Below are 24,950 nucleotides of genomic sequence, written 5' to 3'. Positions count from 1 at the left end.
TGCTCGGTGATCGACTCCCGAGCTGACGGACGTGGGGTGCGGCACCGGAGCGCCGACCAGTGCCGGCTAGCCCACGGTCAATACTCCGGCCGGTAGCGCGGGAGCCGGCCAGTGGGGATCGGACCGCCAGTTCGGCAGGCCCCGGTCGACCGCGAACGGGCCGCCGCCCGCCCGGATCAGCGCCAACGCCTCCTCGCGTGCCGCCGCCACCGCCCGGTGCTCGCCCTCGCTCACCACCCCCAACCGCCGGCCGTGGTCGTCCTCGTCCTTCCACTCCCACCGGGACAGATCGGGCGCGACCACCAGGTCCAGCAGGAGGTCGAAGGTGTCGAAGCCGATGGGCGTGCGGCGCGTCGGGCGCTGGAAGTTGACGTACCAGTGCGTCAGGTGATGGTCGCCCGTGACGTCGTAGAAGGCGTTGACGCTGAACCAGGTGTCGGGCGGCACCCATTGGAGATGGGCCGTGTCGCGCCAAGTCCATTGGCCGAGCTGCCAGTTGCCGTCGGCCAGGCTCGGCAGGGCGCGTCGGCGGGCGGACGCGTCGCCCGTGCGCAGCCACTCGATCCAGCTCGTCGTGACCGCCAGCTCCGCGCCCGGCCCGCAGCCGAGGACAAGTGCTTCCGGGGTGTCCTCGACGACCCGGAGCGCATGGGCACTCCACACCTTCCGACGGAACACATCACGTCGTACGGCGGTCTCGTCCGGCTGGAACTCCTGCACGACTCATGTCTGCCCGCGTGCCGCCGCACGGAACTCCAGTGGCGTACGGCGCTCCCGCTTGCGGAAGAACTTCGCGAAGTCGGTCGGTTCGGCGAAGCCGAGGGCCCGGGAGATGTCCGCGGCCGTCGCGTCGGTGTGGACGAGGAGGCGTTTGGCCTCCAGGAGGACACGGGCGTCGAGGTACTGCTCGGCGGTCGTGCCGGTGGCCGCGAGGGTCGCGCGAGTGAGGGTGCGCGGGCTGTAGCCGAGGGCGGCGGCGTAGTCGGAGACGTGGTGGCTGGTGCGGAAGTCGCGTTCCAGCGCGGCGGTGTAGCGGCGGAACGTGTCGTCGGCCGGGGCGGTCGACACCGGGTCGGGGCGGACGTGCGAGAGGCGACACCGGCCGACATCGAGACCGCCCCGGAGGTACCCGTGGTACCCCCGCTGCTCTACGGCCGCAACGAGCCCAACAGGCCGTCGAGAACCGCCTCTTGACGCCGGCGCGTGGTGGCGTGGGGCAGCAGGACCGCGTTGATCTGGAAGCCCATGAGGGCCGCGAGGAGAGTGTCGACGACCTCGTCGTCGGGCGACTGCGTGCCGATGTCTCCCTGCCGGCGGGCCTGTCGCAGATAGCCGCACATCTGCTCGCGCCAGGCCGTCATGGCGTTCTCGTGGACTCCGGCCATGCGCTCGTCGTGGACGGCACGGTCCCAGAAGGCGATGACGACCCGGGCCTCCATCAGGCGCACGTCATCGAGCGGCATGATCTCCAGGCAGAGCAGGCGCAGCGCCGGGAGGCCGGTCGCGTCGGCGATGGACTCGCGGGCGCGGACGTTGGTGCTCTCGAAGGCGTGCTGGAACGCGGCGAGCAGGATCTCGTCCTTGTTGCGGAAGTAGCCGGTCAGCGCACCGTTGGCGTATCCGGCCTCGGCGGCGAGGTCCCGCATGGTGACGGCGTCGAGCCCGCGTCTTGCGATCAGGGCCCATACGGCTTCGATGATCTCGCGGCGCCGCGCGTCATGATCGACGATTTTGGGCATGCCCCGACCTTAATCCAGCCGCTCCGACGCAGGTCCGACCCGGTCAGCCCAGCATGGCGGCCATACCGAGGGCCATCATCGCGCTGCCCACACCGCTGAGCGGACCCGCGCACGGCACACCGGGACGCAGCACCCCGTGCATGACGGCCCCCGCCCGGGCCAGCAGCCACAGCACCACCGCGAGCGCGAACAGCCCATGGCCGTCGGCATGGTGGTGGTGCTGCCCGCTAGGAAGCCGGGCCGTGGCCGCCGTGACGACGGCCATCACCGCGAGGTCGGCGGCGACCGGCCCGCGGGTGAACAGGCACATGCCCGCCGTCGCGCCCGCGCCCACGAGCAGCGCGTACGGCCCCGGACTTCCCACCACCATCAGCAGCGTCACGGCGAGCACCACGGCATGCGGACCCCAGTGCCGTACGGGCCCCGGCACATGCCCCGCGAGGCACAGACCGGAGCCCGTCAGCGCGACAGCGGCCGGGAGAACGTCATGCATCGCGGCGGCGCCGGACGGCGGCGGAGACCGCCCCGGCCGCGAAGAAGAGCACGACGATTCCCTCGAAGAGCCGCGCGAGCGACGCCGAACCGCCTATCAGGGTGGTGAAGTTGGCCAGCACCATGAACGTGATCCAGCACAGCCCGAGGGCGCCGAGCGCCGGTGCGAGCCGGGTGTGCCACAGGCGGGTGTCCGCCCCGGTGCGGGCGAAGAAGGTGATGATCGCGACCCCGACGAGGATCATCAGCACCAGCACTCCGAGCGTGGCCAGCCCGCTCATCCAGGTGAACAACTCCAGCACCGGATCGGATCCGGCGAGGACGAACGCCCCCACGACCACGGCCGCCGACACGCTCTGCACCAGCGAACCGGCGTGCGGCGAACCGTTTTTGGCGTGACTGCGGCCCAGGATCGCGGGCGCTTCGCCCTGGCGGCCGAGGGAGAACAGATAGCGGGAGATCGCGTTGTGGAAGGCGAGCAGCGCCGCGAACAGGCTTGTCAGCAGCAGGATTTCCATGGTGTCGGAAGCGGCCGAGCCGACGTACTGCCCGGCCACGGCGAAGACCAGCCCGCTCGTGTTCTTGGCCGCCGCACCCTGTACGTCGTGCGTGCCGACCGCCAGGACGACCGCCCAGCTGGACAGCGCGTAGAAGCCGCCGATGGCGATGACCGCGAGGTAAGTCGCCCTGGGCACACTGCGCTTGGGGTCCCGTGCCTCCTCGCTGTAGATGGCGGTCGCCTCGAAGCCGACGAAGGACGCGACCGCGAACATCACCCCGATGCCCGCTGAGCCCGTGCTGAAGGCACCCGGCGTGAAGGAGTCGAAGTCGATGCCGTGGGCGCCTCCTTGGGCGAGGATCGCCACAGTCATCACCGTGACGATGCCGACCTCCAGGACCAGCAGCACCGACAGCACCTTCGTGCCGACCTCGATGTTGCGGAAGCCCAGCACCGCGACCAGTCCCCACAGCACACCGGCCCACAGCCACCAAGGCAGGTCGGGGCCGCCGTACTTGACGACCAGCCCCTGGAGGGTGACTCCGGACAGGCCGTAGATCCCGGCCTGGATCGTGCTGTACGTGAGCAGCGCCAGCCCTGCCGCCCCGGTGCCGGCGATCCGGCCGAGCCCGGCGGTGACGTAGGAGTAGAAGGCGCCGGTGTCGACGACATGGCGGCTCATCGCCGCGTAGCCGACGCTGAACAGCAGCAGGACGACGGCGACCAGGAGGTAGGCGGCCGGTACACCGGGGCCGTTGCCGATGGCCAGCATCACCGGCAGGGCGCCGCCGATGGCGGTGAGCGGGGCGGCGGCCGCGACGACCATGAAGACGATCCCGCCGACTCCGATGGAACCACGGAGTTTTGACGGTGCGTCAACTGTGCCGCCGTTGATGGTCTGTTCAGACATGACAGCCTCCGGTGCCTGTCGTCCCGCAGTGGCCGGAGGTGCTCGGCGGCACGTCGAGGGTGGGGTTGCGGTCGAAGAAGCCGACCGGCTTGAGCGTGAAGCCCGTGGTGTCGACCGGCATGATCGGCCAGTCCTCGGGACGCGGGGCGTGGGTCAGTCCGAAGGTGTGCCAGACGACGAGATCCTGTCCGTCGAGGTCCCGGTCGGCGGCGGCGTACGCGGGCAGTCCCGCCCCGCCGGGATGCTGGTTCACGAAGTCGCCCGCCGGGTAGCGCTCGGCCGGGTCGTAGGCGGTGACCCAGAGGTGCTTCGTGGCGAAGGCGGCGCGGGCCGCGATCGAGGACTCCGGATCGGCGAGCAGAGCCGGCTTGCCCTCCGGGTGCAGGGCGTACGCGACCGGTCGTCCCAGCCGGTTCAGCGACCCGGGGTTGGAGATGTGCCACACGCGGTCCACGCCCGCGTCGGCCATGCGCTGGGCCTCGCTCTCCCGGGTCAGCGCGGTGCGCTTGAGGGCGAAGGCGTTGCCGCGCAGGTTGTCGGGCCCCATCGGCACCCGGACCGTCTCGATCTCCTCGACGCGGTTGACCGGGCCGTCCACGGCCATGTCCAGCCGTGCGCTGAACAGGTGTTGGTGGTAGGGGGCGCCGAGGCCGGGGGCGAGTTCGGTGGCGTAGGGGTAGTCGCCGCCGGGGTGGGCGGAGGTGAAGACCACGCCGGTGGCCTTGGCCTCGAACTCGATCGTGCCGTCGAGATACAGGTACCAGTAGAAGCCGTAGTCGTAGTTCCCGACCGTGGTGAAGAAGGAGAGCACCATGCGCCGTTGGCGACGGGTCTCGACGGAGCCCGCCCAGAGGTCGGTGTGCTTCCAGAGGATGCCGTAGTCCTCCTCGTGCAGACAGACGGCGTTGGTGAGGGTCTGCGGTGTGCCGGTCTCGTCGGCGATCACCGCGTCGAGATACGTGATGTCGCCGAGGCAGTCGCAGCCGAGCTGGAGCGCGTTGGCGTAGCGTCCGATGAGGTACTCGCCGGTGTCGAAGTAGTTCTGCCAGGACCGCACGGGGGAGGGGTCGGCGTACGGCACGACCATCTCGGCGATCGACGCGCGATGAATCACCGGGCGCCCGGCGAAGGCGAGTTGATGGAGTATCAGCCCCTCGCGGGCGTCGAAGCCGATGCGCAGGGACCAGTTCTCCCACCTCAGGGTGTTGCCGTCGAGGGTGAAGCTGGAGCCCTGCGGCTGGGTGATCTCGATGGGCTTGAGGGTGGTGCGCGGTGGACCTGTGACGGCCGGGTCGTCGAAGTTTCCCGACTCCGCGGGCACCGGTACCGGGCCGACGTCGATGACCTGGTCCACGCTCCGGTTCAGGACGTCCACATAGGCGACGAGTCCGTCGACGGGATGCGCCCATGCGTGGTCCCTCGCGTGTTCCTGCACGAAGGCCAGCCCGCGCAGGATGCGGCGGCCCCGCTCCTGCGGGTACTCGGCGTCGTACACCCCCGCGGAGAGCGGGGCGACGCGCACCGAGTCCACGTCCAGGCCACGGGCGGCAAGTGCGTCCAGCCAGCGAGGGTCCTTGGCGAGGACCTCCTCGACGATCGCGAACTCCGCGTCCAGGACCGGGAGTTGCCCTTCCGTCGCGGCGTCGATCAGCCGGTGCGCCACGACCCGCGACTCGGCCAGGGAGACCGTCGCGTCGGACGAGGGGCCGCCGGAGATGTCGAGCAGCAGGACCCGTAGCCGTCGATCCCCTTGCTCCGGGGCGGACTTGGGCGGGTCGAGGAGTCCGAGATAGGCGAAGCGGGTGGCCTCCGTGACCAGCCCGGCGGCCACGAGCAACTCGCGGGCGGCGGTGATCTCGTCAGGGGTGAGCGGGTCGAGGGGATGTCGAGCGGCAGCCGAACGGGCCTCCGGGGGATTTTTCCTCTACATCTGTAGAGCAAAAAATCGCGCGGCCACGTTTCGCTCGGCAGTACGCCCGCGTTGCCTTGCCGTTAAGTCCCGGGAGCCGGATCAGGAGTCGGGTCAGATGGCCAGGATCGCCCGCACCCGCTTGCCGCCCCCGGTGAGCGGGGTGACATCGAGGCGGTGGGCCAGGCAGCGGACCATGGCGAGACCGCGTCCGCTCTCACCCTCGGCCGTCAGCGGCCGCACATGGGGCGGGGTCGGATTGTCGTCGTAGACCTCGACCGTGACGCGCTCGTCGGAGAGTTGGAGACGCAGCCGGCACTCGCCGCGTCCGTGTTCGGTCGCGTTGGCGACCAGTTCGGACACGATGAGGGTCGCGTCGTCGATCTGCTCCTCGTCCACCCGCGCCATCCGGCTGCGGGAGCGGGCGAGGAACTCCGATGTCAGCCTCCGTGCCTGACCCGCCGCCGCGGCCTCGTCCGGCAGCAGGTACTCCACGCGTACGGAACGCCTATGGGTACGCCGATGCGTACGCATGGCGAATCACTTCCCCTCCTAGGACACCCGGTATCCCCGCGGTGGCACCGCACCGGGGCCGCTGCATCTCTTGCGCGGCGGGTCCTTCACACTTCACTTGCCCGGAGTCCGTGATCGCCAACCGGCCCGCGCCACATGGTTGTCGCCGATCAGGAAATGTCAGTTCTCGGAATCAATTGGGTAAAGGGCCGGGCACCTCCGAGGGGTTGCCTGGCAGCCTTGCGATGTCCAAGGTGGGGGAGGGACCCCTGCGCGGAAGGCGAGGGCGGCACCGGATGCCGTGACGCCGTTGGAGTGGACCATGGCCGCAACGAAGCCGCAGCGCAGTCTCTCGGTGCTGACCTGGCTGCCCGCCGCGGTGATGGCGGTGGTCGCCGTCGGGGACCTCGTCACGGGCCCCGGACTCGGCTTCCTGCCGCTGGCCTCCCTCGGACCGGCCTTCGCCGGACTGGTCGGCGGCTGGAGACGCACCGCGTGGTTCGGCGCGGCGGCCCTCGCCCTGTGCGTCGGACTCGGCCTCTACGACGGCCTGTTCCAGGAACGCAGGGGCTTCCTGGCGATGGTGTCGGTGGTGGGTGTGACCGGCGCGGGCATCGCCGCCGCCGTGATGCGCGGACGCCGCGAGGCCGAACTGGCCAGCGTGCGGTCCATCGCGGAGGTCGCGCAACGCGTCCTGCTGCGGCCGGTGCCGCTGACCGCGGGCCCGCTCCAGGCGGCGGTGTCGTACACCTCGGCCGTCGCGGAGGCCCGGATCGGCGGTGACCTCTACGAGGTGGTCGCGTCCCCGCACGGCGTCCGGGTGATCGTCGGCGATGTGCAGGGCAAGGGCCTGGCCGCGGTCGAGACGGCGGCCGTGGTGCTCGGCGCGTTCCGGGAGGCCGCACACGACGAACCCGACCTGGTCGGACTCGGCGAGCGCCTGGAGCGCAGCGTCTCGCGCGTCCTGTCCGACGAGAAGTTCGTGACCGCCGTCCTCGCCGAGATCGGCACGGACCACGAGGTCATCTTCCTCAACTACGGCCACCCGCCCCCGATGGTCGTACGACGCAACGGCGCCGCCGACTTCCCGGCACCGCCCGCCTACGCGCCCCCGCTCGGCCTGGGCGGCGCCCACGGCAGCGAGACCCCGAAGCCGTTCTCCGTACGCTTCGCGCCGGGCGAGCAGCTGCTGCTCTACACCGACGGTGTCACCGAGGCCCGTGACGAGGACGGCACCTTCTATCCGCTCGGCGAGCGGGCGCACCTGCTGAAGGAACCCGACGCGCAGAGCGCGCTCGACTCCCTGCGCGAGGACCTGGTCCGCCACACCGCCGGCCCGCTCCACGACGACGCCGCGATGCTCCTGCTGCGCTACCACGGGCACGCGGAGACGACGGGGGAGACCGCGCCCCTCGGGTGAGCCAGAGAGCCGCACCGAGCCCCCGCTGTTGCCGAAAAGTCATTGCTGCGTCAATCAAGTAAACTGGTGGCATGACCACGCCCGAGCAGCCGCTGCAGCCCATGAACCCGCACGAAGAGGCGCTGGTGCGCGAACTCGCGCGGGTGATGCTGGTGCTGCCCCGCGCGGTCGACGCCGACATGATGCGCGAGCAGCGCCTGCCGTTGTCCGAGTACACGACTCTCATGCACCTCTCCGAGGCCGCTGAGCGCCGGATGCGGATGAGCGAGCTGGCGTCCGTCTGCAACCTCTCGCTGAGCGGCATGACCCGCATCGTCGCCCGCCTTGAATCGCAGGGCTTGGTCGGACGGGAACGCTGCGCGGAGGACGCCCGCGGCTGGAACGCCGTCCTCACCAACCAGGGCCTCGCCCGCCTCCAGGAGGCATGGCCCGCCCATCTCGCCAGCGTCCGGCGCCATGTCCTCGACCACGTCGACGCCGACGACCTGACCCGGCTGCTCGGTGTGATGCGCCGTATCGCCACCTGACCCATCGAGCGGACCCAAGGAGTACGACATGACCAACCCGACCAGTACCGACGGCGTCACGCTCGGTCTCGACACCTTCGGCGACGTCACGAACGGCCCGGACGGCAAGCCGCTCACCCACGGCCAGGCCATCCGCCGTCTCGTCGAGGAGGGCGTCCTCGCCGACCAGGTCGGCGTCGACCACTTCGGCATCGGCGAGCACCACACCGAGGCGATGCCCCTGTCGGCGGCGGACGTCGTCCTCGCGGCCGTCGCCGCGCGCACCTCGAACATCCACCTCAGCTCGGCCGTCACCGTGATCAGCTCCGACGACCCTGTCCGCGTCTACCAGCGCTACGCCACCCTCGACGCCGTCTCCGCCGGCCGTGCCGAGGTCATCCTCGGCAGAGGATCGAGCACGGAGTCCTTCCCGCTCTTCGGCTACGACCTCAGCGACTACGAGGAACTCTTCGAGGAGAAGGTCGCCCTCTTCGCCGAACTGCTCAAGGAGAAGCCCGTCACCTGGTCCGGCACCACGCGTGCCGCCCTCGACGGCGTCTCCGTCTACCCGCACAGCGAGACCGGCTCGATCCCCACCTGGATCGGCGTCGGCGGCAGCCCCCAGTCGGTGATCCGCACCGCCCAGTACGGGTTCTCCCTGATGCTGGCGATCATCGGCGGGGACATAGCCCGCTTCGCCCCGTTCTCCGAGCTGTACCGGCGGGCGCTGGCGGAGTTCGGCCACTCCGCGCGGCCCATCGGCGTGCACGCGCCCGGCCATGTCGCGGCCACCGACGAACAGGCGGTGGAGGAGTTCGTACCGGCCTTCCAGGAACTGATCCGCAGCGTGGCGCGCGAACGCGGCTTCCGCACCCCGACCCGCGAGAGCCTCATGCGCGACGTCGGCCCCGGCGGCGCCCTGCACGTCGGATCGCCCGAGACCGTGGCCCGCAAGATCGCCGACACCCTGAAGACCCTCGACGCCACCCGCTTCAACCTGAAGTACGGCATCACCGGAATGCCCCACGACACCCTCATGACCAACATCGAGCTCTACGGCACGAAGGTGGCGCCCCTGGTGCGGGAGTTGATGGCGGACTGAACGGACGGGGCGCGGAAACTCCGTTGCGAGCCGGGGGCGGTCATCGGACAGTGGGCCCATGACCGCCCCCACCGCTTTGCCGCCCGGCCTGAGCGTCCGCCCGGCGACATCCGACGACGACGCGGCGGCGATCTGCGCCCTGCTCAACGAGATCGACATCCTGGAGATCGGCCGCCCGGACACCGAACTCGCCGAGGTCCAGGGGGACTTGAAGCACCCCGAAGTGGACCTGGAGCGCGACTCCTGGCTGCTCTTCGACGGCACCCGCCTGATCGGATACGGCCTGCTGTGGGACGACTCGGGCGGCGAGCGGATCGACATCGACCACTACATCGTGCCGGGGCAACTGCCGGGCGCCCTGCACCTGTTCGACCTGATGGAGACCAGGGCCGCGGAACGCGCCGCCGTCAACGGAGCGCCCCGCGCCGTGGTGCACCTGCACCTCACCCTGAACCCCACCATGGACCTGCCCGCGCTACGCGCCCGAGGCTGGCGACCGGTCCGCCGCTACAACGTGATGGCCCGTCAACTGTCGCCGTCGGCCGATCCGTTGCCCCCCTCCCCGCCCGGCGTGTCGCTGCGCCCCTGCCTGGAGGAGGCGGACCGGCGCCGCGCCCACGCGCTGCTCCAGGAGGCGATGACCGAGCACTTCGACTTCCAGTACCGCACCTACACGCAGTGGTTGGACGACATCGACGCCGAGCGCGTCGACTGGTCGCTGATCTGGCTCGCCCACGTCGACGGCCTCGGGGACGCAGGGCTGCTGCGCACCCACAACGACCGCGCCTCCATGGCCTGGATCGGCAACCTCGCCGTCCTGCGCCAGGCCCGCGGCCGGGGCCTGGGCAGCCACCTCCTGCGCTACGGCTTCGGCCACTACGCGGCGCTGGGCCGCGACCGCGTCGGCCTGGGCGTGGACACCGACAACACGAGCAACGCGCTCGCCCTGTACGAACGGCACGGCATGACCCTCGACTACGGGGTCGACACCTGGGAGCTGACCCTCCCCGTCACCTCCGGATGATCTCCGTCACTTCCGGGTGAACGACTTGAAGGTGTGGCTGAAGTACCAGGTGTCCTGGGCGATCCCGGAGCAGTTGTTGGCGCCGCCAGTGCCCACGCAGCCGCCGTTGTCGCGCTGGAGCGCCCAGAAGGAGAGCGTGTTGATGCCCCGGGCCTCGGCCCACTTCTTCACCGTGACGGCGTTGTCCGTGGTGAAGGTCTCGGCGGGACCGAAGTCGTCGATGCCGGGCATCTCGGTGACGCCGATCCGCTTCCACAGCCTCGCCGGGTTCGTCTTCGGGTACAGCGCGGCGAGCTGGGCGTGCAGGCCGGTAGCGGCGGTCTTGGTGTCCTCGGCCATGTCGTGCGTGGCGCCGTCGTAGTAGTCGAACGTCATGATGTTGACGACGTCGACGCGCGCGCCGTTGTCGACGGCGTTCTGCAGCAGGGCCACGCCGTTGGGCGCGAGACCGGTGGTGGTCGTCGGCAGCGTGTAGGAGAACTCCACGCTGCGGCCGGTGCGTTGGGCCCAGCGCTGCACCTTGGCGATCGCCTTGTTGCGACGGTCGATGCCGGCCGTGTTGTTGATGGAGTCGGCCTCGATGTCGAGGTCGATACGGCTCACGCCGTAGGTCGTGACCAGGCTCTCGTAGACCTTGGCGATGGCGTCGACATCGGTGCAGCTGTCGGCCAGTTCGGTGTTGGTGGTGTCCGCGCTGTAGCCGCCGAAGGACGGGATGACGTTGCCGCCACGCGCCTGGATGGTCGCGATGTCCTTGCCGAACGTGGACTTGGCGATCGGCTGGGCGGGCAGGCCGTTCCAGTACGCCGTGCACGAACCGGCCGCCTCGGTCTGGAGGAAGGCCATCGTGAGGTACTTGTTGCCCGAGGCCGCGGCGAGCGCGGCAGGACTCTCACCGGTCCACGCCTCGAAGTACGGCGCCGCGACATGGTCCGGCATGGGCCGCGCGCGATGATCGGCGCTCGCGGCACTCCCGCCGAGAGCAACAAGCCCCGTGGACAAGGCGGTTACGGCCGCGCAGGACAACGACGCGCGAAGAGGCCCAGGTCGTCTCATTGACGCTCCCATGCTGAAAGGAGAGAAGTCGCCCCGGACCGGGGCGAACAGCGACCATATTTGGACTAGACCAATCGTCTGTCAAGGTTCTTTACAGTGAACTGACCGGTACGGGCCGGGAATCCGGCGCGAGCCGTCCCGGGTCAGTGGTGGTGCTCGTGCTGTTGGTGCTGCTCGCCGTGGTCCGGTGAACCGCCCATCATCCGCAGCATGGCCGGGCCGCCGCTGCGCAGAAACCGTACGACCAGACTCGCGGCCAGCAGCAGGAAGGCGATGTTCAGCCAGGTCGTGTAGTTCCAGGTGATCCCGTCGTCAGGGATCTTCGCGTCGGCCTGGTCGGGGATCAATCCCAGCCCGCCGAAGGCGAATTCGACGATGTAGCCGGCGACGGCCATCGCGGTGAAGAACGTGACCAGCAGGAAGCCGGCCATCCTGGCGCCGTAGTACTTCCGGTAGATGTTCAGGATCGGCAGGATCAGCAGGTCGGCGTAGATGAAGGCGATCACCCCGCCGAAGCTGATGCCGCCCTTCCAGAGGACCACCGCGAGGGGCACGTTGCCGATCGAGCAGACGAAGGTCGCGATGGCCACCAGGGGGCCGACGAGCGGTCCGACCAGCTTCGCGGCGAGCGGATGGTCCGCGAGGAAGAACGTGTGCCAGAAGCTGTCCGGCACCCACGCGGCGATCGCCCCCGCGATCAACAGCCCGGCCACCAGGTCGCGCAGGATCGCGGCCCACTCCATCACGAAGATGTGCGCTACGGACGTGAACCCCTCCCGCGAGAACAGTCGCCGGACGAAGCTGCCCTCGCCGCCGATCGACATGTCCATCGCCGCGTGCCCCTCCATGGAGCCCGCGATCCCGCGTTCGGCCTGCTCCTGTGCCTGGTGCAGCAGACGCTGACGCAGGAAGAGCCGGAACAGTACGGCGAGTACGACGATCATGATCGGTCCGCCGACGAACTCGGCGGCGGTGAACTGCCAGCCCATCAACAGGGCCAGGATCACGCCGAGTTCGACGACCAGATTGGTGGAGGCGATCTCGAAGGCCATGGCCGCGGTGAAGTCGGCGCCCTTGCGGAACAGGGAACGCGCGAGTGCGACAGCGGCGTAGGAACAGGAGGACGAGGCCGCGCCGAGCCCGGCGGACAGCGCGAGCGTGCGCGGTCGGTCGTCGCCGAGCAGTCGTACGACCGTCGACCGGCGCACCACCGCCTGTACGACCGCGGAGAGCGTGAAGCCCAGGATCAGCGCCCAGGTGACCTCCCAAGTCATCGAACCGGCAATGGACAACGCGTGCCCGATCGCTCCCATGAACCCGCCCCTCTCCGGTGCCCGTCGGCCAGGACTATACCCGTAGGGGGTATACGGCGCATGTATTGCGGCCGGGTGAGGGGAGTGGCATCGGGCATGCTGCCCGGAGCGAAGAGCGGTCCTATTCGGTACGGCGCCTGTGGCGGTGCAGGGCGAACCCGCCCATGAGGGCCGCCTTCACCACGACGACCGTCACCAGGAAGCCCACCACCCAGCCGGTCCACGACGTCCGGGTGAGGACGGCTCCGCCGAGCCCCAGATGGAGCGCTACGGCGATCACCGCCACGCCGATGACCATGAACCGGGCCCGGCCGTCCCGCCGTTCGGGCGCCGGCGGCGCCTCGCCGGATGTCTTGGGCGCTTCGGTCGGCTGCCACTCCACCGTCAGGGGGTCCCGCCTGCTGAACCTGCCCAGGTGGGTGGTGACGAGGTCCCGCAGTCGCCCCAGGCTCTCCGGGTCGTCCGCCTCGACGCGCACTGTCAGCAGGCCCGGAGCGGCCCGTAGGGTGCACCGTCCCCAGGGCAGGGTGAGCGTCCCGTCGGTGTCCGTCCACTCGACCTGGATCTGATCGGGCCGCAGCTCGGGAAGCGTGTGCGTCCTCGGGGACTCCATGTCGTCGTCGGTGCCGTGGGAGCGCGGGCGGTGGCCCAGGTGGCGGCCCTTGTTGTCGAAGTGCTTGCAGAGCTGGACGAGGTATCGGCCGGGACGTTCGGTGGCGACGCGTGCTTCGGCGGTGAGCATGGGTTCCTCGGTTCGGTCGGGCCCGGGAGTTGAGGTGCGGTTGCGGGCGGCGAGGGTGCATGGCCTATCCGTGGCTGCCGCCGTTTCCACAGCTTTATCGATACACTCTGTCGCTGTCAATGCATCATGTCTCGACAGCGGCGACACGTATGCTGAGGGGGTGCCGAAGCTCTGGAACGAGACCATCGAGGAGCACCGCCGCGCTGTACGCGACACGGTGCTGGAGACCACGGCGGTGCTGGTGACCGAGCGCGGGCTGCGCTCGGTGACGATGTCGAGGATCGCCGAGGAGAGCGGGATCGGCCGCGCCACGCTGTACAAGTACTTCCCGGACGTCGAGTCGATCATGACCGCGTGGCACGAGCAGCAGATCACCGGGCATCTGCACGAACTCGCCCAACTCCGGGACGGCCCCGGCAGCGCGGGCGAGCGACTGCGAGCGGTACTGGAAGCGTTCGCGCTCATCCAGCAACGGCGCCACGGTCACGGCCCCGAACTCGGCGCGCTGTTGCACCGGGGCGACGACGTCGCAGGAGCCGAGCAGCACCTCCACCGCTTCCTGAGCGAACTCCTCGCGGAGGGCGTGCGGGCCGGCGACATCCGTGACGACGTCTCCCCGGACGAACTGGCGACCTACTGCCTGCACGCCCTCGCCGCGGCGGGCGTCCTGCCGTCCAAGGCGGCGGCTCGACGACTCGTCTCGGTCACCCTCGCGGGGCTGCGCCCGACGGCCGCGGAATGACGGGGCTTCCGGACTTCGGCGTGCTGCTGGCCCGGTTGGCGAGTCACCGGCAATGGGACATCGCCGACCTGTCGACCTCGGCGGAGATCCCGGAACCCGAACTCCGCGCGGTGTACGAGGGCATGGCGCCGCGCCCTTCGCTTCTCCGCAGGCTCGCGCCGGTGTTGAACCTGCACGCCGCCGACCTGTTCGTGATCGCGGACGTGCCGGTACCGGACGAACTCGCTCCACTGGACGCGCGGGCGAGAGGATTGGTCGCGGGCCTCGTGAAGGACGCTGTTGGCCTGCCTGCGGAGCACAGACGCCAGTTGATCCAGCTTGCCCGTTCGTTGCCCCAGGAGAGCCGCACGGAGCCGGTTCGGACTCCGCCGGTGTACGAACGGTTCAAGCGCGGTCCTGGTGGCGTGCTCATGCGCATGGTCGGCAATCGCAACCTGACCTGGACCGGGATCGCCCATACCTTTCTGATCCTGACGGGCCGGTACTGGTCCGCGGCCACGTACGGAGGAGTGGGCAACGGCCGCAAGGAACTCACGCCCGACCTGCTGACCGACTTCGCGACCGTCCTGGGCGTTCCCGTGGACACCCTGTCGGTCCTCACCGGTGTCGACATCCCCGACGACCCGCCGCCCCCGAACCCGGCGGCCGTCGACGCGGCCGAACTGATGTGGGACGTACGGCGCCTGACGGTTGATCAGGTACGTCAGGTCGCCGACGCGGCGCGGGTCGTGCCGGGCGCGTGACCGCTGCTCGCGGTCACACGCCCCGTCGTCAGTTCGCGGGCTGGCGTACCACCGCGACGCCCCTGGGCGAGAGGACGGGGAAACCGTCCTCGCCCGCGGTGCCGACCAGGAGTTCCCCGGACAGACCCGTCAACGGCACTGTCCTGTCCGTGCGGTTGACCAGGAACAGGAAGCGGCTGTCGGCGTTCCGGCGCACGGTCAGTTCGACGTCTCCCCTTGCTCCGTCCGGGAGTTCGCTGTCGACACCGGCGGGTGCGAGCAGCTGGGGGAGGAGACCGGTGAGACCGGCGCGGCCCAGTCGGGTCGAGACGTATGCCGCCGAACCTCCGCCCACCGTACGGCGGGTGACGGCGGGGCGGCCGGTGTACGCGCCGCTGCTGTAGTGGGCGAGCACCTCCACCTCCGGGTCGGTCACCGTGATCCGGTCGGTCCACAGGGAGCCGGTGGCCGTGCCGTCGAGGTCCAGCTCGACCGTGTCGCCGTCGAGCAGCGGGCCGAACTCCTCGATACGGATGCCCAACAGGTCGCGCAGGGCGCCCGGGTAGCCGCCGAGCCAGATGTGGTCGTTCTCGTCCACGACACCGGAGAAGTACGTGGAGATCAGGTGGCCGCCCTGCTCGACGTAGCGCGTGAGTTCCTTGGAGAGGGCCGCCGGGACCATGTGCAGGACCGGCGTGATCACCACGTCGTAGCGGTCCAGGGCGGTCTGGGCGGTGACGATGTCCGCCCGCACGCCGAGGTCGAGGAGGGCCGAGTACCAGTCCAGTGCCTCCTGGCGGTAGTCGAGCCGGTCGGTGGGGTGCGAGTCCTGCTCGCTCGCCCACCAGGACTCCCAGTCGAAGACGATGCCGACCCGGGCCGTCTCGCGGTCCGTGCCCGCGATCGGCGCCAACGTCCGCAGGGTGCGGCCGAGTTCGGCCGCCGCGCGGAAGACCTCGCTGTCGGCACCGGCGTGCGGGACCATCGCGGAGTGGTACTTCTCGGCGCCCGCGGCCGACTGGCGCCACTGGAAGTAGCAGACGGCGTCGGCGCCGTGCGCGACGTGCAGCAGCGAGTCGCGGGCCAGGTCGCCGGGGCGCTTGGCCACGTTCACGGGCTGCCAGTTGACGGCGCTGGTGGAGTGTTCCATCAGGAACCACGGGCGGCCCGATGAGATGCCGCTGACGAGGTTCGCGGAGAAGGACAGCTCGTCGCGGTCCTGCGAACCGGGCGTGACGTAGTGGTCGTTGGAGACGAAGTCGATCTCGGCGGCCCAGTCGGCGTAGTTCATGCCCTTGGTGTTGCCCATCACCATGAAGTTGGTGGTGACCGGTACGCCCGGGGTGATCTCGCGCAACAGGTCGCGCTCCGCGCGCAGATGGTCCTTGAGCGCGTCGGAGGAGAAGCGCTTGAAGTCGAGCTGCTGGGTCGGGTTCGGGAAGGACGCGGCCAGCCGGGGCGGCAGTATCTGCTCCCAGTCGCTGTACCGCTGGGACCAGAAGGCCGTGCCCCAGGCCTGGTTGAGCGTGTCGATCGTCGAGTAGCGGGCGCGCAGCCAGTCGCGGAAGGCGCGGGCCGCGTCGTCGGAGTAGTCGTAGACGTTGTGGCAGCCCAGCTCGTTCGAGACGTGCCAGGCCACGAGCGCGGGGTGGTTGGCGTACCGCTCGGCCAACTTCCGTACCAGGCGCAGCGCGTGCTCGCGGAAGACCGGCGAGGTGGGGCGCCAGTGCTGGCGGCCGCCCGGCCACAGGGTCTCGCCGGCGGCGGTCACCGGGAGGATCTCCGGGTGCTCCGTGCTGAGCCACGGCGGCGGGGACGCGGTCGCGGTGGCCAGGTCGACGCCGATGCCGCCCGCGTGCAGCAGGTCCATGACCTCGTCGAGCCAGCCGAAGTCCCAGTCGTCCCGGGTCGGTTGGATGCGCGCCCAGGAGAAGATCCCCAACGAGACGATGTTGACGCCGGCCTCACGCATCAGCCGGATGTCCTCGTCCCACACCTCGCGAGGCCACTGCTCCGGGTTGTAGTCGGCGCCGTAGGCGAGACGGGGGGTGGCGTCACCGTCCGGCCCGTGCCGCAACTTGGACAGGAGGGTGGAGATCATGGGGGTCCTTCCGGCTGCTGCACAGGTGGAACGAGATGCGGGGTGGATTCCGGGCGGGCCGCCGCCGGGCGAGTTCTGCCCGGCGGCGGCTCCCGATGAGGTGCCGGTCGCTGCGAACCGGCTACTTCGAGCGGATCACTTGTTGACCGTGAAGCCCTGCTCGTTGCCGTACTTGACGGAGGCGTCCTGCCAGCTCTTCAGACCCTGGGCCAGCGTGGTGCCCGAGATGTAGGCCTTGCCGACGGTGTCGTTGAAGATCGAGTTGGCGTACTGCTGGAAGGGCAGGTACGACCAGTCGGAAGCGACCTCGGACGCGGACTCGGCGAAGATCTTGTTGGCCTGCTGGCCGCCGAAGTACGGGAACGCCTTGTCCTGGAACGCCGCGGACTGCTGCTCGGCCTTGGTCGCCGGGAAGGCGCCCTGGTCGACACGGGTCTGGACACCGGCACCGGCGTTGGCGTACTCGACGAACGCGTAGGCGAGTTCCTTGTTCTTGCCGAGCGCGGGCAGGGCGAGGGACGAACCGCCGTTCTCCGCGCTGGCCTTGGCACCCGCGGTCCACTGCGGCATCGGGGCCGCGCGCCAGTCGCCGGAGGCACCGGCCACACCGCTGACGAAGTTGGCGGGCATCCAGGCACCGGTGGTCAGGGTGGCGATGGTGCCGTCACCGAGGCCCTTGTACCAGTCGTCGGTCCAGCCGTTGATGGGCGAGACGAGCTTCTCGTCGAGGAGCTTCTGCCAGGTGTCCGTGTACTTCTTGGCGCCCGCGTCCTCGAAGTTGACCGTCACCTTGGTGCCGTCGACCTTGTAGGGGCGCGAACCGGCCTGCCACAGCATGCTGGTGGTGAAGCCCGCGTCACCGGCGTCGTTGGCGATGTACGCCTTGGGGTCGGCCTTGTGCAGCTTGCGGGCGGCGTCGACGTACTCGTCCCACGTGGTCGGGACGGCGATCTTGTACTTGTCGAAGACCTTCTTGTTGTAGAACATCGCCATCGGGCCCGAGTCCATCGGCAGGCCGTAGACCTTGCTGCCGTCGCTCACCGCGTTCCACGGACCGGCCGTGTACTTGGAGGCCAGCTTGTCGGCGCCGTACGGCGCGAGGTCGGTGAGACCCTTGGTCAGGGAGTACTGGCTGACTGCGAAGTACTCGACCTGGGAGACGTCCGGGACGCCCTTCCCGGCCGCGATCGCGTTCGACAGCGCGGTGTAGTACTTGTCACCGGACTTGTCGCTGACCAGGTTGATCTTGACCTTGGGGTACTTCTTCTCGAAGTCGGCCGCGACCGTCTTCAGCGTGGGCTCCCAGGCCCAGACGTTGACCGTGCCGCCTTTCTTCAGGGCCGCCTGGATGTCCGAGGCCGAGACCGCCTTGGTGCTGGAGCTGTCGTCGTCCGAACTGCCGCACGCCGTCGCCCCCAGGGAGAGGACGGAGAGGAGGGCGAGGCCGCGCAGCAGGCGGCCGGTGGTTCTGCGCATGGAGGTGCTTCCACTTCTTCGTGGTCGGGACTACTTGAGGGTTGGGTTATTCCTTGACGCTTCCGGCGGCGAGACCGGACTGCCAGTACTTCTGCAGCAGCAGGAACGCCGCGATCAGCGGCACGATGGTGAGCAGCGAACCGGTGATCACCAGGTTGAAGATGACGTCACCGCCGATCGTCTGGGCCTGGGAGCTCCAGGCGCTCAGACCGAGGGTCAGGGGGTACCAGTTGGGATCCCTGAGCATGATCAGCGGCAGGAAGTAGTTGTTCCAGGTCGCGACCGTGGTGAACAGCAGCACCGTGACGACACCGGGGGCGAGCAGCGGCAGCGAGACCTGGAAGAAGGTGCGGATCTCGCCGGCTCCGTCCATACGCGCGGCTTCGAGGAGTTCGACAGGGATGGCCTCGGTCGCGAAGACCCACATCAGATAGAGGCCGAACGGCGAGATCAGCGAGGGGATGATCACCGCCCACGGGGTGTCCGTCAGCCCGATCTTGCTGAACATCAGGAAGGTCGGGACCGCGAGGGCCGTGCCGGGGACGGCTACGGCGCCGATGACCACGGCGAAGATCGCGCGCTTTCCGGGGAAGTTGAACTTCGCCAGCGCGTAGCCGCCGAGGATCGCCAGGAAGGTGGCGCCGCCGGCGCCGAGCACGACGTAGAGCAGGGTGTTCAGCAGCCACCGGCCGAAGATGCCGTCGTGGTAGGTGAACGTGTCGTGGATGTTCGACCAGAGGGCGAAGCGGTGGGCGAACCACAGGCCGTTGGAGTCGGCGAGCCCTGCCTGGGTCTTGGTGGAGCTGATGACCAGCCAGATCAGGGGCACCACGGTGTAGACCAGGATCAGACCGGTGAGCACGGTCAGCAGCACGCTGCGCTTGGGGCGCCCGGGTGTGTGCTTCTTGCGGGGGGTGCGCAGCCGGGGCGCGCTCCGGGAGCCGCCGCCGGACGGTGCGGGCGCCGGCCCGGAGGCGGTGGTGACGGGGGTGCTCATGGTCAGGCTCCCTTGCGCATGCCGCGAAGCTGCACGACATAGGCGATGACCATGGTGATCAGGCCCATGATGATCGCGACCGCCGCGGAGTAGTTGTGCTGCTGGCCGTTGAAGGACAGCGAGTACGTGTAGAAGTTCGGGGTGTAGTCCGTCGTGATCGCGTTGCGGGCCAGCGGTCGCAGGATGCTCGGCTCGTTGAAGAGCTGGAAGCTGCCGATGATCGAGAAGATCGTGGCGATCACCAGCGCGCCGCGGATCGCGGGGAGCTTGATGGCGGTGATGACGCGGAACTGCCCGGCACCGTCGATCTCCGCGGCCTCGTACAGCGAGGTCGGGATGACTCGCAGCGCGGAGTAGAAGATCAGCATGTTGTAGCCGACGAACTCCCAGGTCACGATGTTGCCGATCGACGCCAGCACCAGGTGCGTGGAGAGCGGGTCGGGCAGCGTGACGCCGAAGGCGCTGTTGATGTCGCCCACCAGACCGAACTGGGTGCCGTACATGAAGCCCCACATCAGGGTGGCGACCACCGCGGGCACGGCGTACGGCAGGAAGATCGTGATCCGGAAGAAGTCCCGGCCGAAGAGCCGGCCGCTGTCCAGCGCGAGGGCCACGAACAGGGCGATGCCGAGCATGATCGGCACCTGGATCACCAGGAACAGCGAGACCCGCTCCAGGGAGGACCAGAACTGGTCGTCCTGGAAGGCCTGCGTGTAGTTGTCCAGGCCGACGAAGTGGTTTCCGCCGATGAGCTGGTTGCGGTACAGGCTGAGATAGACCGAGTACACGATCGGAGCCAGGAAGACGAAGGCGAAGACCACCGCGAAGGGGCCGATGAAACCCCACCCTGTCCAGGAACGGCGGTCCCGTTTGGCCGATGGCCTGACCGGGGGCCGAGTCGCGGCCGCAGGGGGCTGAAGCGTCGTCATGTAGTTCCTCGCTCGTCCATCTCGGAACCGGCGTCACACGCCGTCGCGATGGTTGCGTAAACATCCAGGTCCGCGAGGGTCTCGGCCTGTTATGTTTACGTAAACATCTGATGGCGGCATGTCTACACTGCCCCAATGTCGGTGGTCAAGGGCCGTTTGGTGAAACGTGCCCCAGGCAATCGGATCGATAGGGGAGGGAGACGGGTGGACACAGCGCACAGTGCCTCGGCCGGCACCGAGGAGCCCCGCAGACGCGGCGGGAAACGGGCCGCGCAGCGCGCCCCGAGCGCGTCCATGGCCGATGTCGCCCGCCTGGCAGGCGTCTCCTCGCAGACCGTCTCCCGGGTGTCCAACGGTTACGCGGGCGTGAACGAGGAGACCCGGCAGCAGGTTCTCGTCGCCATGAAGGAACTCGGCTACCGGCCCAACAGCGCCGCCCGCGCCCTGAAACGCGGTGAGTTCCGCACCATCGGCGTGATCACCTTCAACCTCTCCACCACCGGCAACATGCGCACCCTGGAGGCGATCGCCACCTCCGCCGCGCACGAGGGCTACGCCGTCACGCTGCTGCCGGTCGCCGTCCCCACCCAGGACGAGGTGCGCGGCGCCTTCTCCCGCCTCGGCGAACTCGCCGTCGACGCCGTCATCGCGATCATGGAGGTCCACCTCCTCGACGCGGCCACGATCTCGCTGCCTCCGCACGTCCAGGTCGTCGTCGCCGACTCCGACGCGGGCGACCGCTACAGCGTGGTCGACACCGACCAGAACGGCGGCGCACGAGCCGCCGTACGCCACCTCCTCGACCTCGGCCATCGCACCGTCTGGCACCTCGCCGGACCCCAGGAGTCCTTCGCCGCCCAGCGCCGCGCCGACGCCTGGCGCGCCGAACTCACCGACGCGGGACGGCCCGTGCCCCCCGTCGTGCGCGGCGACTGGTCCGCCGAGTCCGGCTACCGGGTCGGCCTGGAACTCGCCCAACAGGCCGACTGCACAGCGGTGTTCGCGGCCAACGACCAGATGGCACTCGGCCTGCTGCGGGCCCTGCACGAGCGCGGCCGGCGCATCCCCGAGGACGTCAGCGTGATCGGCTTCGACGACATCCCCGAAGCCGGTTCCTTCCTGCCGCCCCTGACCACCGTCCACCAGGACTTCGCCGAGGTCGGCCGCCTGTGCGTGCAGGGTGTCCTACGGCGGATGCGGGACCGCGGTGACGAGCACGGCACCACCCTGGTGCCGACCGAACTCGTGGTCCGCGCCAGCACGGCGGCGCCCGCCCTCGCCGTGGACGAGTAGCGGGCGCATGCTCTTTCCGGCCCGCCTCAACAGGCGGGCCGGGTACGGGAGTCGGTCAGGCGGTCGTCTCCGGGCGGCCGGGCCGGGACCAGTGGGTGTGGAAGGTGCCGGCGCGGTCGGTGCGCCCGTAGGTGTGGGCGCCGAAGAAGTCGCGCTGACCCTGGAGAAGGGCCGCCGGCAGCCGCTCGGCGCGCAGCGTGTCGTAGTGCGACAGCGCGGCGGAGAACGCCGGGACGGGGATACCCCGGCGGGCCGCGGAGGCGACGACCTCGCGCCACGGGACCTGCGCGTCGCCGATCTCACGCGCGAAGGTCTCCTCGCCGAGCAGGCTGACCAGACCCGGGTCGGCCGTGTAGGCGGCGCGGATCCGGTCGAGGAAGGAGGCGCGGATGATGCAGCCGCCGCGCCAGATCCCCGCGACCGCGGCGAGGTCGATCTCCCAGCCGTACTCGGTGGCCGCGTCCTGGATCATCTTCCAGCCCTGGTCGTAGGCGATGACCTTCGACGCGTACAGCGCCTGTTCGACCTGGGCGGTGAAGCGGTCGGCCTCGGTACGGCTGAGCGGGGGAGTGGTGCCGCCGGGCAGCCCGCGGTAGGCCGCGCGCAGGTCCGCCTGGCTGGAGGAGGCGCGGGCGAAGGTGGCCTGGGCGATCGCGGTGACCGGCGAACCCAGCTCCAGCGCGGTCTGCACGGTCCAGCGCCCGGTGCCCTTCTGGCCCGCCGCGTCCTTGACGATGTCGACGAACGCCCCGCCGGTCTCCGCGTCCGTGTGCGCGAGGACCTCGGCGGTGATCTCGATCAGGTAGGAGCCGAGCCGACCCTCGTTCCAGCGGCGGAAGATGTCCGCGATCTCGGCGGGGGTGTAGCCGCCGACCTGGCGCAGCAGGTCGTAGGCCTCGGCGATGAGCTGCATGTCGGCGTACTCGATGCCGTTGTGCACCATCTTCACGAAGTGCCCGGCGCCGTCCGTGCCGATGTGCGTGGAGCAGGGCTCCCCGTCGACCTTCGCGCTGACCGACTCGAACATCGGACCCAGCACGGCGTACGACTCCGCCGAACCGCCGGGCATGATCGACGGACCGTTCAGCGCGCCCTCCTCGCCGCCGGAGACCCCGGCGCCGACGAAGTGCAGGCCCTGTTCGCGCAGGGCGGCCTCGCGGCGGCGGGTGTCGGCGAAGTGCGCGTTGCCGCCGTCGATGATCATGTCGCCGGGCTCCATCAGCGCGGCGAACTCGTCGATCACGGCGTCGGTGGCCGGACCGGCCTGCACCATGATCATCAGGCGGCGGGGGCGTTCGAGGGCGGCCACGAACTCCTGTGCCGTCTCGGCCGGGACGAAGGCACCCTCGTCGCCGTACTCCTTCATCAACTCGTGGGTCCGGTGCGGCGACCGGTTGTGGACGGCGACCGTGTAGCCGTTGCGGGCGAAGTTGCGGGCCAGATTGCGGCCCATCACACCCAGGCCGGTGACGCCGATCTGCGCGGTGGCGTCGGCGGCTGGGCTGTTCGGTGCGGATGCGTTCATGGGGTGCCTGTTCTCCGAATTGGTGACGTGGCGGGTCGGCGCGGGGCGCCCATGACCGCTGGTACGTGCGCGATCGCGGATTGACTCGAAATTCCGCGTGATTGGGAGCGATCTTGTCGACCGCCGCACGGCGCGTTCCGCCGGATGCGAAGATCGCTCCCCTGGAAGGGAGCGGCCATGGGTGACATACGGGTGACGTGTGCGACGTTCAACGTGCTGCACGGCCAGCTGATGCGGCCGGACGGCCACCCGGCCGCCGCCCGCCCCGAGGACCCCTCGGCACCCCTCGCCGAAGCCGTCGCGTCCCTGGACGTCGACGTGCTGGCCCTCCAGGAGGTCGACCGCTTCCAGGAACGCTCCGGCTCCCTCGACCAGGCGGCGGTCGCCGCCGCGGCGCTGGGCGCCCGCGACTGGCGCTACGCGACGGCCCTGCACAGCCGTTTCGTACCCGACCGGGGCTGGGTCACCGACCCGTCCCAACCCGCGCTGCGCGTCCACGGCCCCGAAGCCCTGGAGCCCGAACTCCCGTCCCAGGGCGTCGCGTTGCTGTCCAGACTGCCGGTCCGCGAATGGCGGTCCCTACGGCTGTCCCCGGGCCCGCTGGCCGTGCCGCTGCGGGTCGCCGGGCGGGCCGCTCCGGTGCTGGCCCGGGATCAGCCCCGGGCCGCGCTGGCCGCCGTACTGGAAGGCCCGCAGGGGCCGTTCACCGCCGTGGCCGTGCATCTCTCGTTCGTGCCGGGCTGGAACATCGGCCAACTCCGCGCCCTGCGCCGCTGGATCGAGGAGCTGCCCCAACCCCGGGTGCTGATGGGCGACTTCAACCTCTTCGGCGCTCTTCCCCGGATCACTCTGAACGCGACCGCGCCGCGTGGCTGGCGGAGTGCGGCCCGGTCGGCGACCTTCCCCTCGCACCGGCCGCTCGTCCAGCTCGACCACATCATGACGACGGGGCTCGGCGCGGACGCCGTGGGGGCGGTGGGCGCGCCGAGGGTGGAGATCTCCGATCACCGGCCGCTGGTGGTGGAGCTGGCGCTGTGAATCAGTTCCACAGGGGGTAGGTCACGGTGTGCTGGAACCTGTCCGGCCGCGCTCCGGGGTACGTCAGGGTGATCTCGCCGTACTGCCGTAGCTGCGGATGCCGCTTCCAGGTCTGTGCGGAGTCGAGCCGCACGGTCACCGGGAAGGAGTGGAACTTGCCCACCGCGCAATAGGGTTTGCAGTCGTTCACCCAGTTGACGCCCGTCGCCGTCGCGGAGTCGGCGTTCCAGTCGGTCCAACGCAGCGACGTCAGGCGGCTGTTGCCGTCGCCGCAGGCCAGCATGAAGTCGGTGGGGCGTACCTCGGGATGCCAGAGGCAGTCGACCAGCACGGGGACCGCGGGTTGCCGCTGGGCGACGGGTTGCGCGCGCAACCGGTCGCCCAGCGGCAACCCGCGGTCCCCGTGCTGGTCGACTGTGGCTCAGGCCAGTGGCTCAGGCAGGTCGTACGGCGCCCCGGATGGCGGCGGAACCGGCGTAGAAGATCGACTCCTCGCGTATCGGCGTACCGGGGCTCGGCGCGTGGATCATCAGGCCGTTGCCGGTGTAGAGGCCGACGTGGTCGATGCTGTCGTAGAAGAAGATCAGGTCCCCGGCGTGGATGTCCGTGAGCGGGACGAGGGCGCCCGCGCCCGACTGTTCCTGGGCGGTGCGAGGCAGCATGACGCCCGCTGCCTTCCAGGCGGCCTGGGTGAGGCTGGAGCAGTCGTACGCGTCCGGTCCCGCCGCTCCCCACAGGCAGGGCCTGCCGATCTGCGCGCGGGCGAAGGCGAGCGCGGTGGCGGTCTTGCTCTGGGCGCTGGCGTCCGGTGCGGTCGTGGTGGGGACGACCGCGGCGGGCGTCGGGCTCATGGCCGGGGCCGGGGCCGGAGGGAGTGTGACTTCCGGGGCCATGGCCGGAGG

General features: G+C 69.9%; 25 protein-coding genes. 8 read left to right on the top strand and 17 right to left on the bottom strand.

Annotated features, from left to right (window positions below; all coding sequences use genetic code 11):
- Positions 1 to 66 precede the first annotated feature (66 nt).
- From JHN45_RS19560 to JHN45_RS19530, 7 genes are all read right to left on the bottom strand, one after another.
- Positions 67 to 720: a DUF402 domain-containing protein gene (locus tag JHN45_RS19560; RefSeq protein ID WP_307783136.1), complete on the bottom strand. Its 654-nt coding sequence runs from the start codon at positions 718 to 720 to the stop codon at positions 67 to 69.
- Between the two features lie 3 nt (positions 721 to 723).
- Positions 724 to 1,068, bottom strand: a complete 345-nt coding sequence (locus JHN45_RS19555) for an AraC family transcriptional regulator (RefSeq protein WP_307783135.1) — start codon at positions 1,066 to 1,068, stop codon at positions 724 to 726.
- An 80-nt stretch (positions 1,069 to 1,148) separates the two neighbouring features.
- The gene (locus JHN45_RS19550; RefSeq protein ID WP_201049840.1) at positions 1,149 to 1,739 is read right to left on the bottom strand and encodes a TetR/AcrR family transcriptional regulator; all 591 of its coding nucleotides are present in this window, start codon (positions 1,737 to 1,739) and stop codon (positions 1,149 to 1,151) included.
- A 43-nt stretch (positions 1,740 to 1,782) separates the two neighbouring features.
- Complete coding sequence (locus JHN45_RS19545) at positions 1,783 to 2,232, bottom strand: hypothetical protein (RefSeq protein ID WP_201049839.1); 450 nt, start codon at positions 2,230 to 2,232, stop codon at positions 1,783 to 1,785.
- Complete coding sequence (locus JHN45_RS19540) at positions 2,225 to 3,640, bottom strand: APC family permease (RefSeq protein WP_236583822.1); 1,416 nt, start codon at positions 3,638 to 3,640, stop codon at positions 2,225 to 2,227. Before JHN45_RS19540 ends, JHN45_RS19545 begins: the two co-directional genes overlap by 8 nt.
- A complete protein-coding gene (locus JHN45_RS19535; RefSeq protein ID WP_307783137.1) occupies positions 3,633 to 5,495 on the bottom strand; it encodes a primary-amine oxidase in 1,863 nt (620 codons plus the stop codon). Before JHN45_RS19535 ends, JHN45_RS19540 begins: the two co-directional genes overlap by 8 nt.
- Before the next feature lie 168 nt (positions 5,496 to 5,663).
- Positions 5,664 to 6,083, bottom strand: coding sequence for an ATP-binding protein (locus tag JHN45_RS19530; protein ID WP_234468509.1), 420 nt, complete (start codon positions 6,081 to 6,083; stop codon positions 5,664 to 5,666).
- 301 nt (positions 6,084 to 6,384) lie between these two features.
- On the opposite strand from JHN45_RS19530, the gene JHN45_RS19525 reads away from it, so the two are divergent.
- From JHN45_RS19525 to JHN45_RS19510, 4 genes are all read left to right on the top strand, one after another.
- A complete protein-coding gene (locus JHN45_RS19525) occupies positions 6,385 to 7,482 on the top strand; it encodes a PP2C family protein-serine/threonine phosphatase (RefSeq protein WP_200712547.1) in 1,098 nt (365 codons plus the stop codon).
- A 71-nt stretch (positions 7,483 to 7,553) separates the two neighbouring features.
- Entirely contained in the window at positions 7,554 to 8,009 is a 456-nt protein-coding gene (locus tag JHN45_RS19520; protein ID WP_200712548.1) for a MarR family winged helix-turn-helix transcriptional regulator, read from the top strand.
- A 28-nt stretch (positions 8,010 to 8,037) separates the two neighbouring features.
- Entirely contained in the window at positions 8,038 to 9,090 is a 1,053-nt protein-coding gene (locus tag JHN45_RS19515) for an Atu2307/SP_0267 family LLM class monooxygenase (protein WP_200712549.1), read from the top strand.
- Positions 9,091 to 9,148: 58 nt separating this feature from the next.
- Entirely contained in the window at positions 9,149 to 10,114 is a 966-nt protein-coding gene (locus tag JHN45_RS19510) for a GNAT family N-acetyltransferase (RefSeq protein ID WP_200712550.1), read from the top strand.
- Between the two features lie 6 nt (positions 10,115 to 10,120).
- Here JHN45_RS19510 and JHN45_RS19505 read toward each other — a convergent pair whose 3' ends face one another.
- The 3 genes from JHN45_RS19505 to JHN45_RS19495 form a co-directional block, all read right to left on the bottom strand.
- Positions 10,121 to 11,053, bottom strand: a complete 933-nt coding sequence (locus JHN45_RS19505) for a chitinase (RefSeq protein ID WP_307783134.1) — start codon at positions 11,051 to 11,053, stop codon at positions 10,121 to 10,123.
- A gap of 260 nt (positions 11,054 to 11,313) precedes the next feature.
- Complete coding sequence (locus JHN45_RS19500) at positions 11,314 to 12,483, bottom strand: permease (RefSeq protein ID WP_200712552.1); 1,170 nt, start codon at positions 12,481 to 12,483, stop codon at positions 11,314 to 11,316.
- Between the two features lie 121 nt (positions 12,484 to 12,604).
- Complete coding sequence (locus tag JHN45_RS19495) at positions 12,605 to 13,225, bottom strand: DUF2218 domain-containing protein (RefSeq protein ID WP_200712553.1); 621 nt, start codon at positions 13,223 to 13,225, stop codon at positions 12,605 to 12,607.
- A gap of 160 nt (positions 13,226 to 13,385) precedes the next feature.
- On the opposite strand from JHN45_RS19495, the gene JHN45_RS19490 reads away from it, so the two are divergent.
- Together JHN45_RS19490 and JHN45_RS19485 are read left to right on the top strand one after the other, a co-directional pair.
- The gene (locus tag JHN45_RS19490) at positions 13,386 to 13,967 is read left to right on the top strand and encodes a TetR/AcrR family transcriptional regulator (protein ID WP_200712554.1); all 582 of its coding nucleotides are present in this window, start codon (positions 13,386 to 13,388) and stop codon (positions 13,965 to 13,967) included.
- Positions 13,964 to 14,710 carry a hypothetical protein gene (locus JHN45_RS19485; protein ID WP_200712555.1) on the top strand — a complete coding sequence of 249 codons (747 nt, stop codon included), beginning with the start codon at positions 13,964 to 13,966 and terminating at the stop codon, positions 14,708 to 14,710. Before JHN45_RS19490 ends, JHN45_RS19485 begins: the two co-directional genes overlap by 4 nt.
- 28 nt (positions 14,711 to 14,738) lie before the next feature.
- Here JHN45_RS19485 and JHN45_RS19480 read toward each other — a convergent pair whose 3' ends face one another.
- The 4 genes from JHN45_RS19480 to JHN45_RS19465 all read right to left on the bottom strand — a co-directional run bounded on the left by JHN45_RS19480 (position 14,739) and on the right by JHN45_RS19465 (position 20,192).
- Entirely contained in the window at positions 14,739 to 16,790 is a 2,052-nt protein-coding gene (locus JHN45_RS19480; protein ID WP_200712556.1) for a beta-galactosidase, read from the bottom strand.
- A gap of 135 nt (positions 16,791 to 16,925) precedes the next feature.
- A complete protein-coding gene (locus JHN45_RS19475) occupies positions 16,926 to 18,266 on the bottom strand; it encodes a sugar ABC transporter substrate-binding protein (RefSeq protein ID WP_200712557.1) in 1,341 nt (446 codons plus the stop codon).
- A 46-nt stretch (positions 18,267 to 18,312) separates the two neighbouring features.
- Positions 18,313 to 19,263 carry a carbohydrate ABC transporter permease gene (locus JHN45_RS19470; RefSeq protein WP_200712558.1) on the bottom strand — a complete coding sequence of 317 codons (951 nt, stop codon included), beginning with the start codon at positions 19,261 to 19,263 and terminating at the stop codon, positions 18,313 to 18,315.
- Positions 19,264 to 19,265: 2 nt separating this feature from the next.
- Complete coding sequence (locus JHN45_RS19465) at positions 19,266 to 20,192, bottom strand: carbohydrate ABC transporter permease (protein WP_200712559.1); 927 nt, start codon at positions 20,190 to 20,192, stop codon at positions 19,266 to 19,268.
- Positions 20,193 to 20,396: 204 nt separating this feature from the next.
- Here JHN45_RS19465 and JHN45_RS19460 point away from each other — a divergent pair, with 204 nt between their 5' ends.
- Positions 20,397 to 21,485, top strand: coding sequence for a LacI family DNA-binding transcriptional regulator (locus JHN45_RS19460; protein WP_374192765.1), 1,089 nt, complete (start codon positions 20,397 to 20,399; stop codon positions 21,483 to 21,485).
- 55 nt (positions 21,486 to 21,540) lie between these two features.
- Here JHN45_RS19460 and gndA read toward each other — a convergent pair whose 3' ends face one another.
- Positions 21,541 to 23,010: an NADP-dependent phosphogluconate dehydrogenase gene (gene gndA, locus JHN45_RS19455; protein ID WP_201049838.1), complete on the bottom strand. Its 1,470-nt coding sequence runs from the start codon at positions 23,008 to 23,010 to the stop codon at positions 21,541 to 21,543.
- 177 nt (positions 23,011 to 23,187) lie between these two features.
- On the opposite strand from gndA, the gene JHN45_RS19450 reads away from it, so the two are divergent.
- A complete protein-coding gene (locus JHN45_RS19450; RefSeq protein ID WP_201049837.1) occupies positions 23,188 to 24,048 on the top strand; it encodes an endonuclease/exonuclease/phosphatase family protein in 861 nt (286 codons plus the stop codon).
- Between the two features lies 1 nt (position 24,049).
- On the opposite strand, the gene JHN45_RS19445 is transcribed toward JHN45_RS19450, so the two are convergent.
- Together JHN45_RS19445 and JHN45_RS19440 are read right to left on the bottom strand one after the other, a co-directional pair.
- Positions 24,050 to 24,439, bottom strand: coding sequence for a hypothetical protein (locus tag JHN45_RS19445; RefSeq protein WP_236583821.1), 390 nt, complete (start codon positions 24,437 to 24,439; stop codon positions 24,050 to 24,052).
- A gap of 43 nt (positions 24,440 to 24,482) precedes the next feature.
- Positions 24,483 to 24,950 (bottom strand): C40 family peptidase (locus JHN45_RS19440; RefSeq protein WP_201049836.1); only part of this gene is annotated, 468 nt, incomplete at its 5' end.

The organism is Streptomyces sp. MBT53, from assembly GCF_016654115.1.
GTDB lineage: Bacteria > Actinomycetota > Actinomycetes > Streptomycetales > Streptomycetaceae > Streptomyces.
Note: the sequence above shows the minus strand (reverse complement) of the source record. Positions and strands in the feature narration are given on the sequence as shown.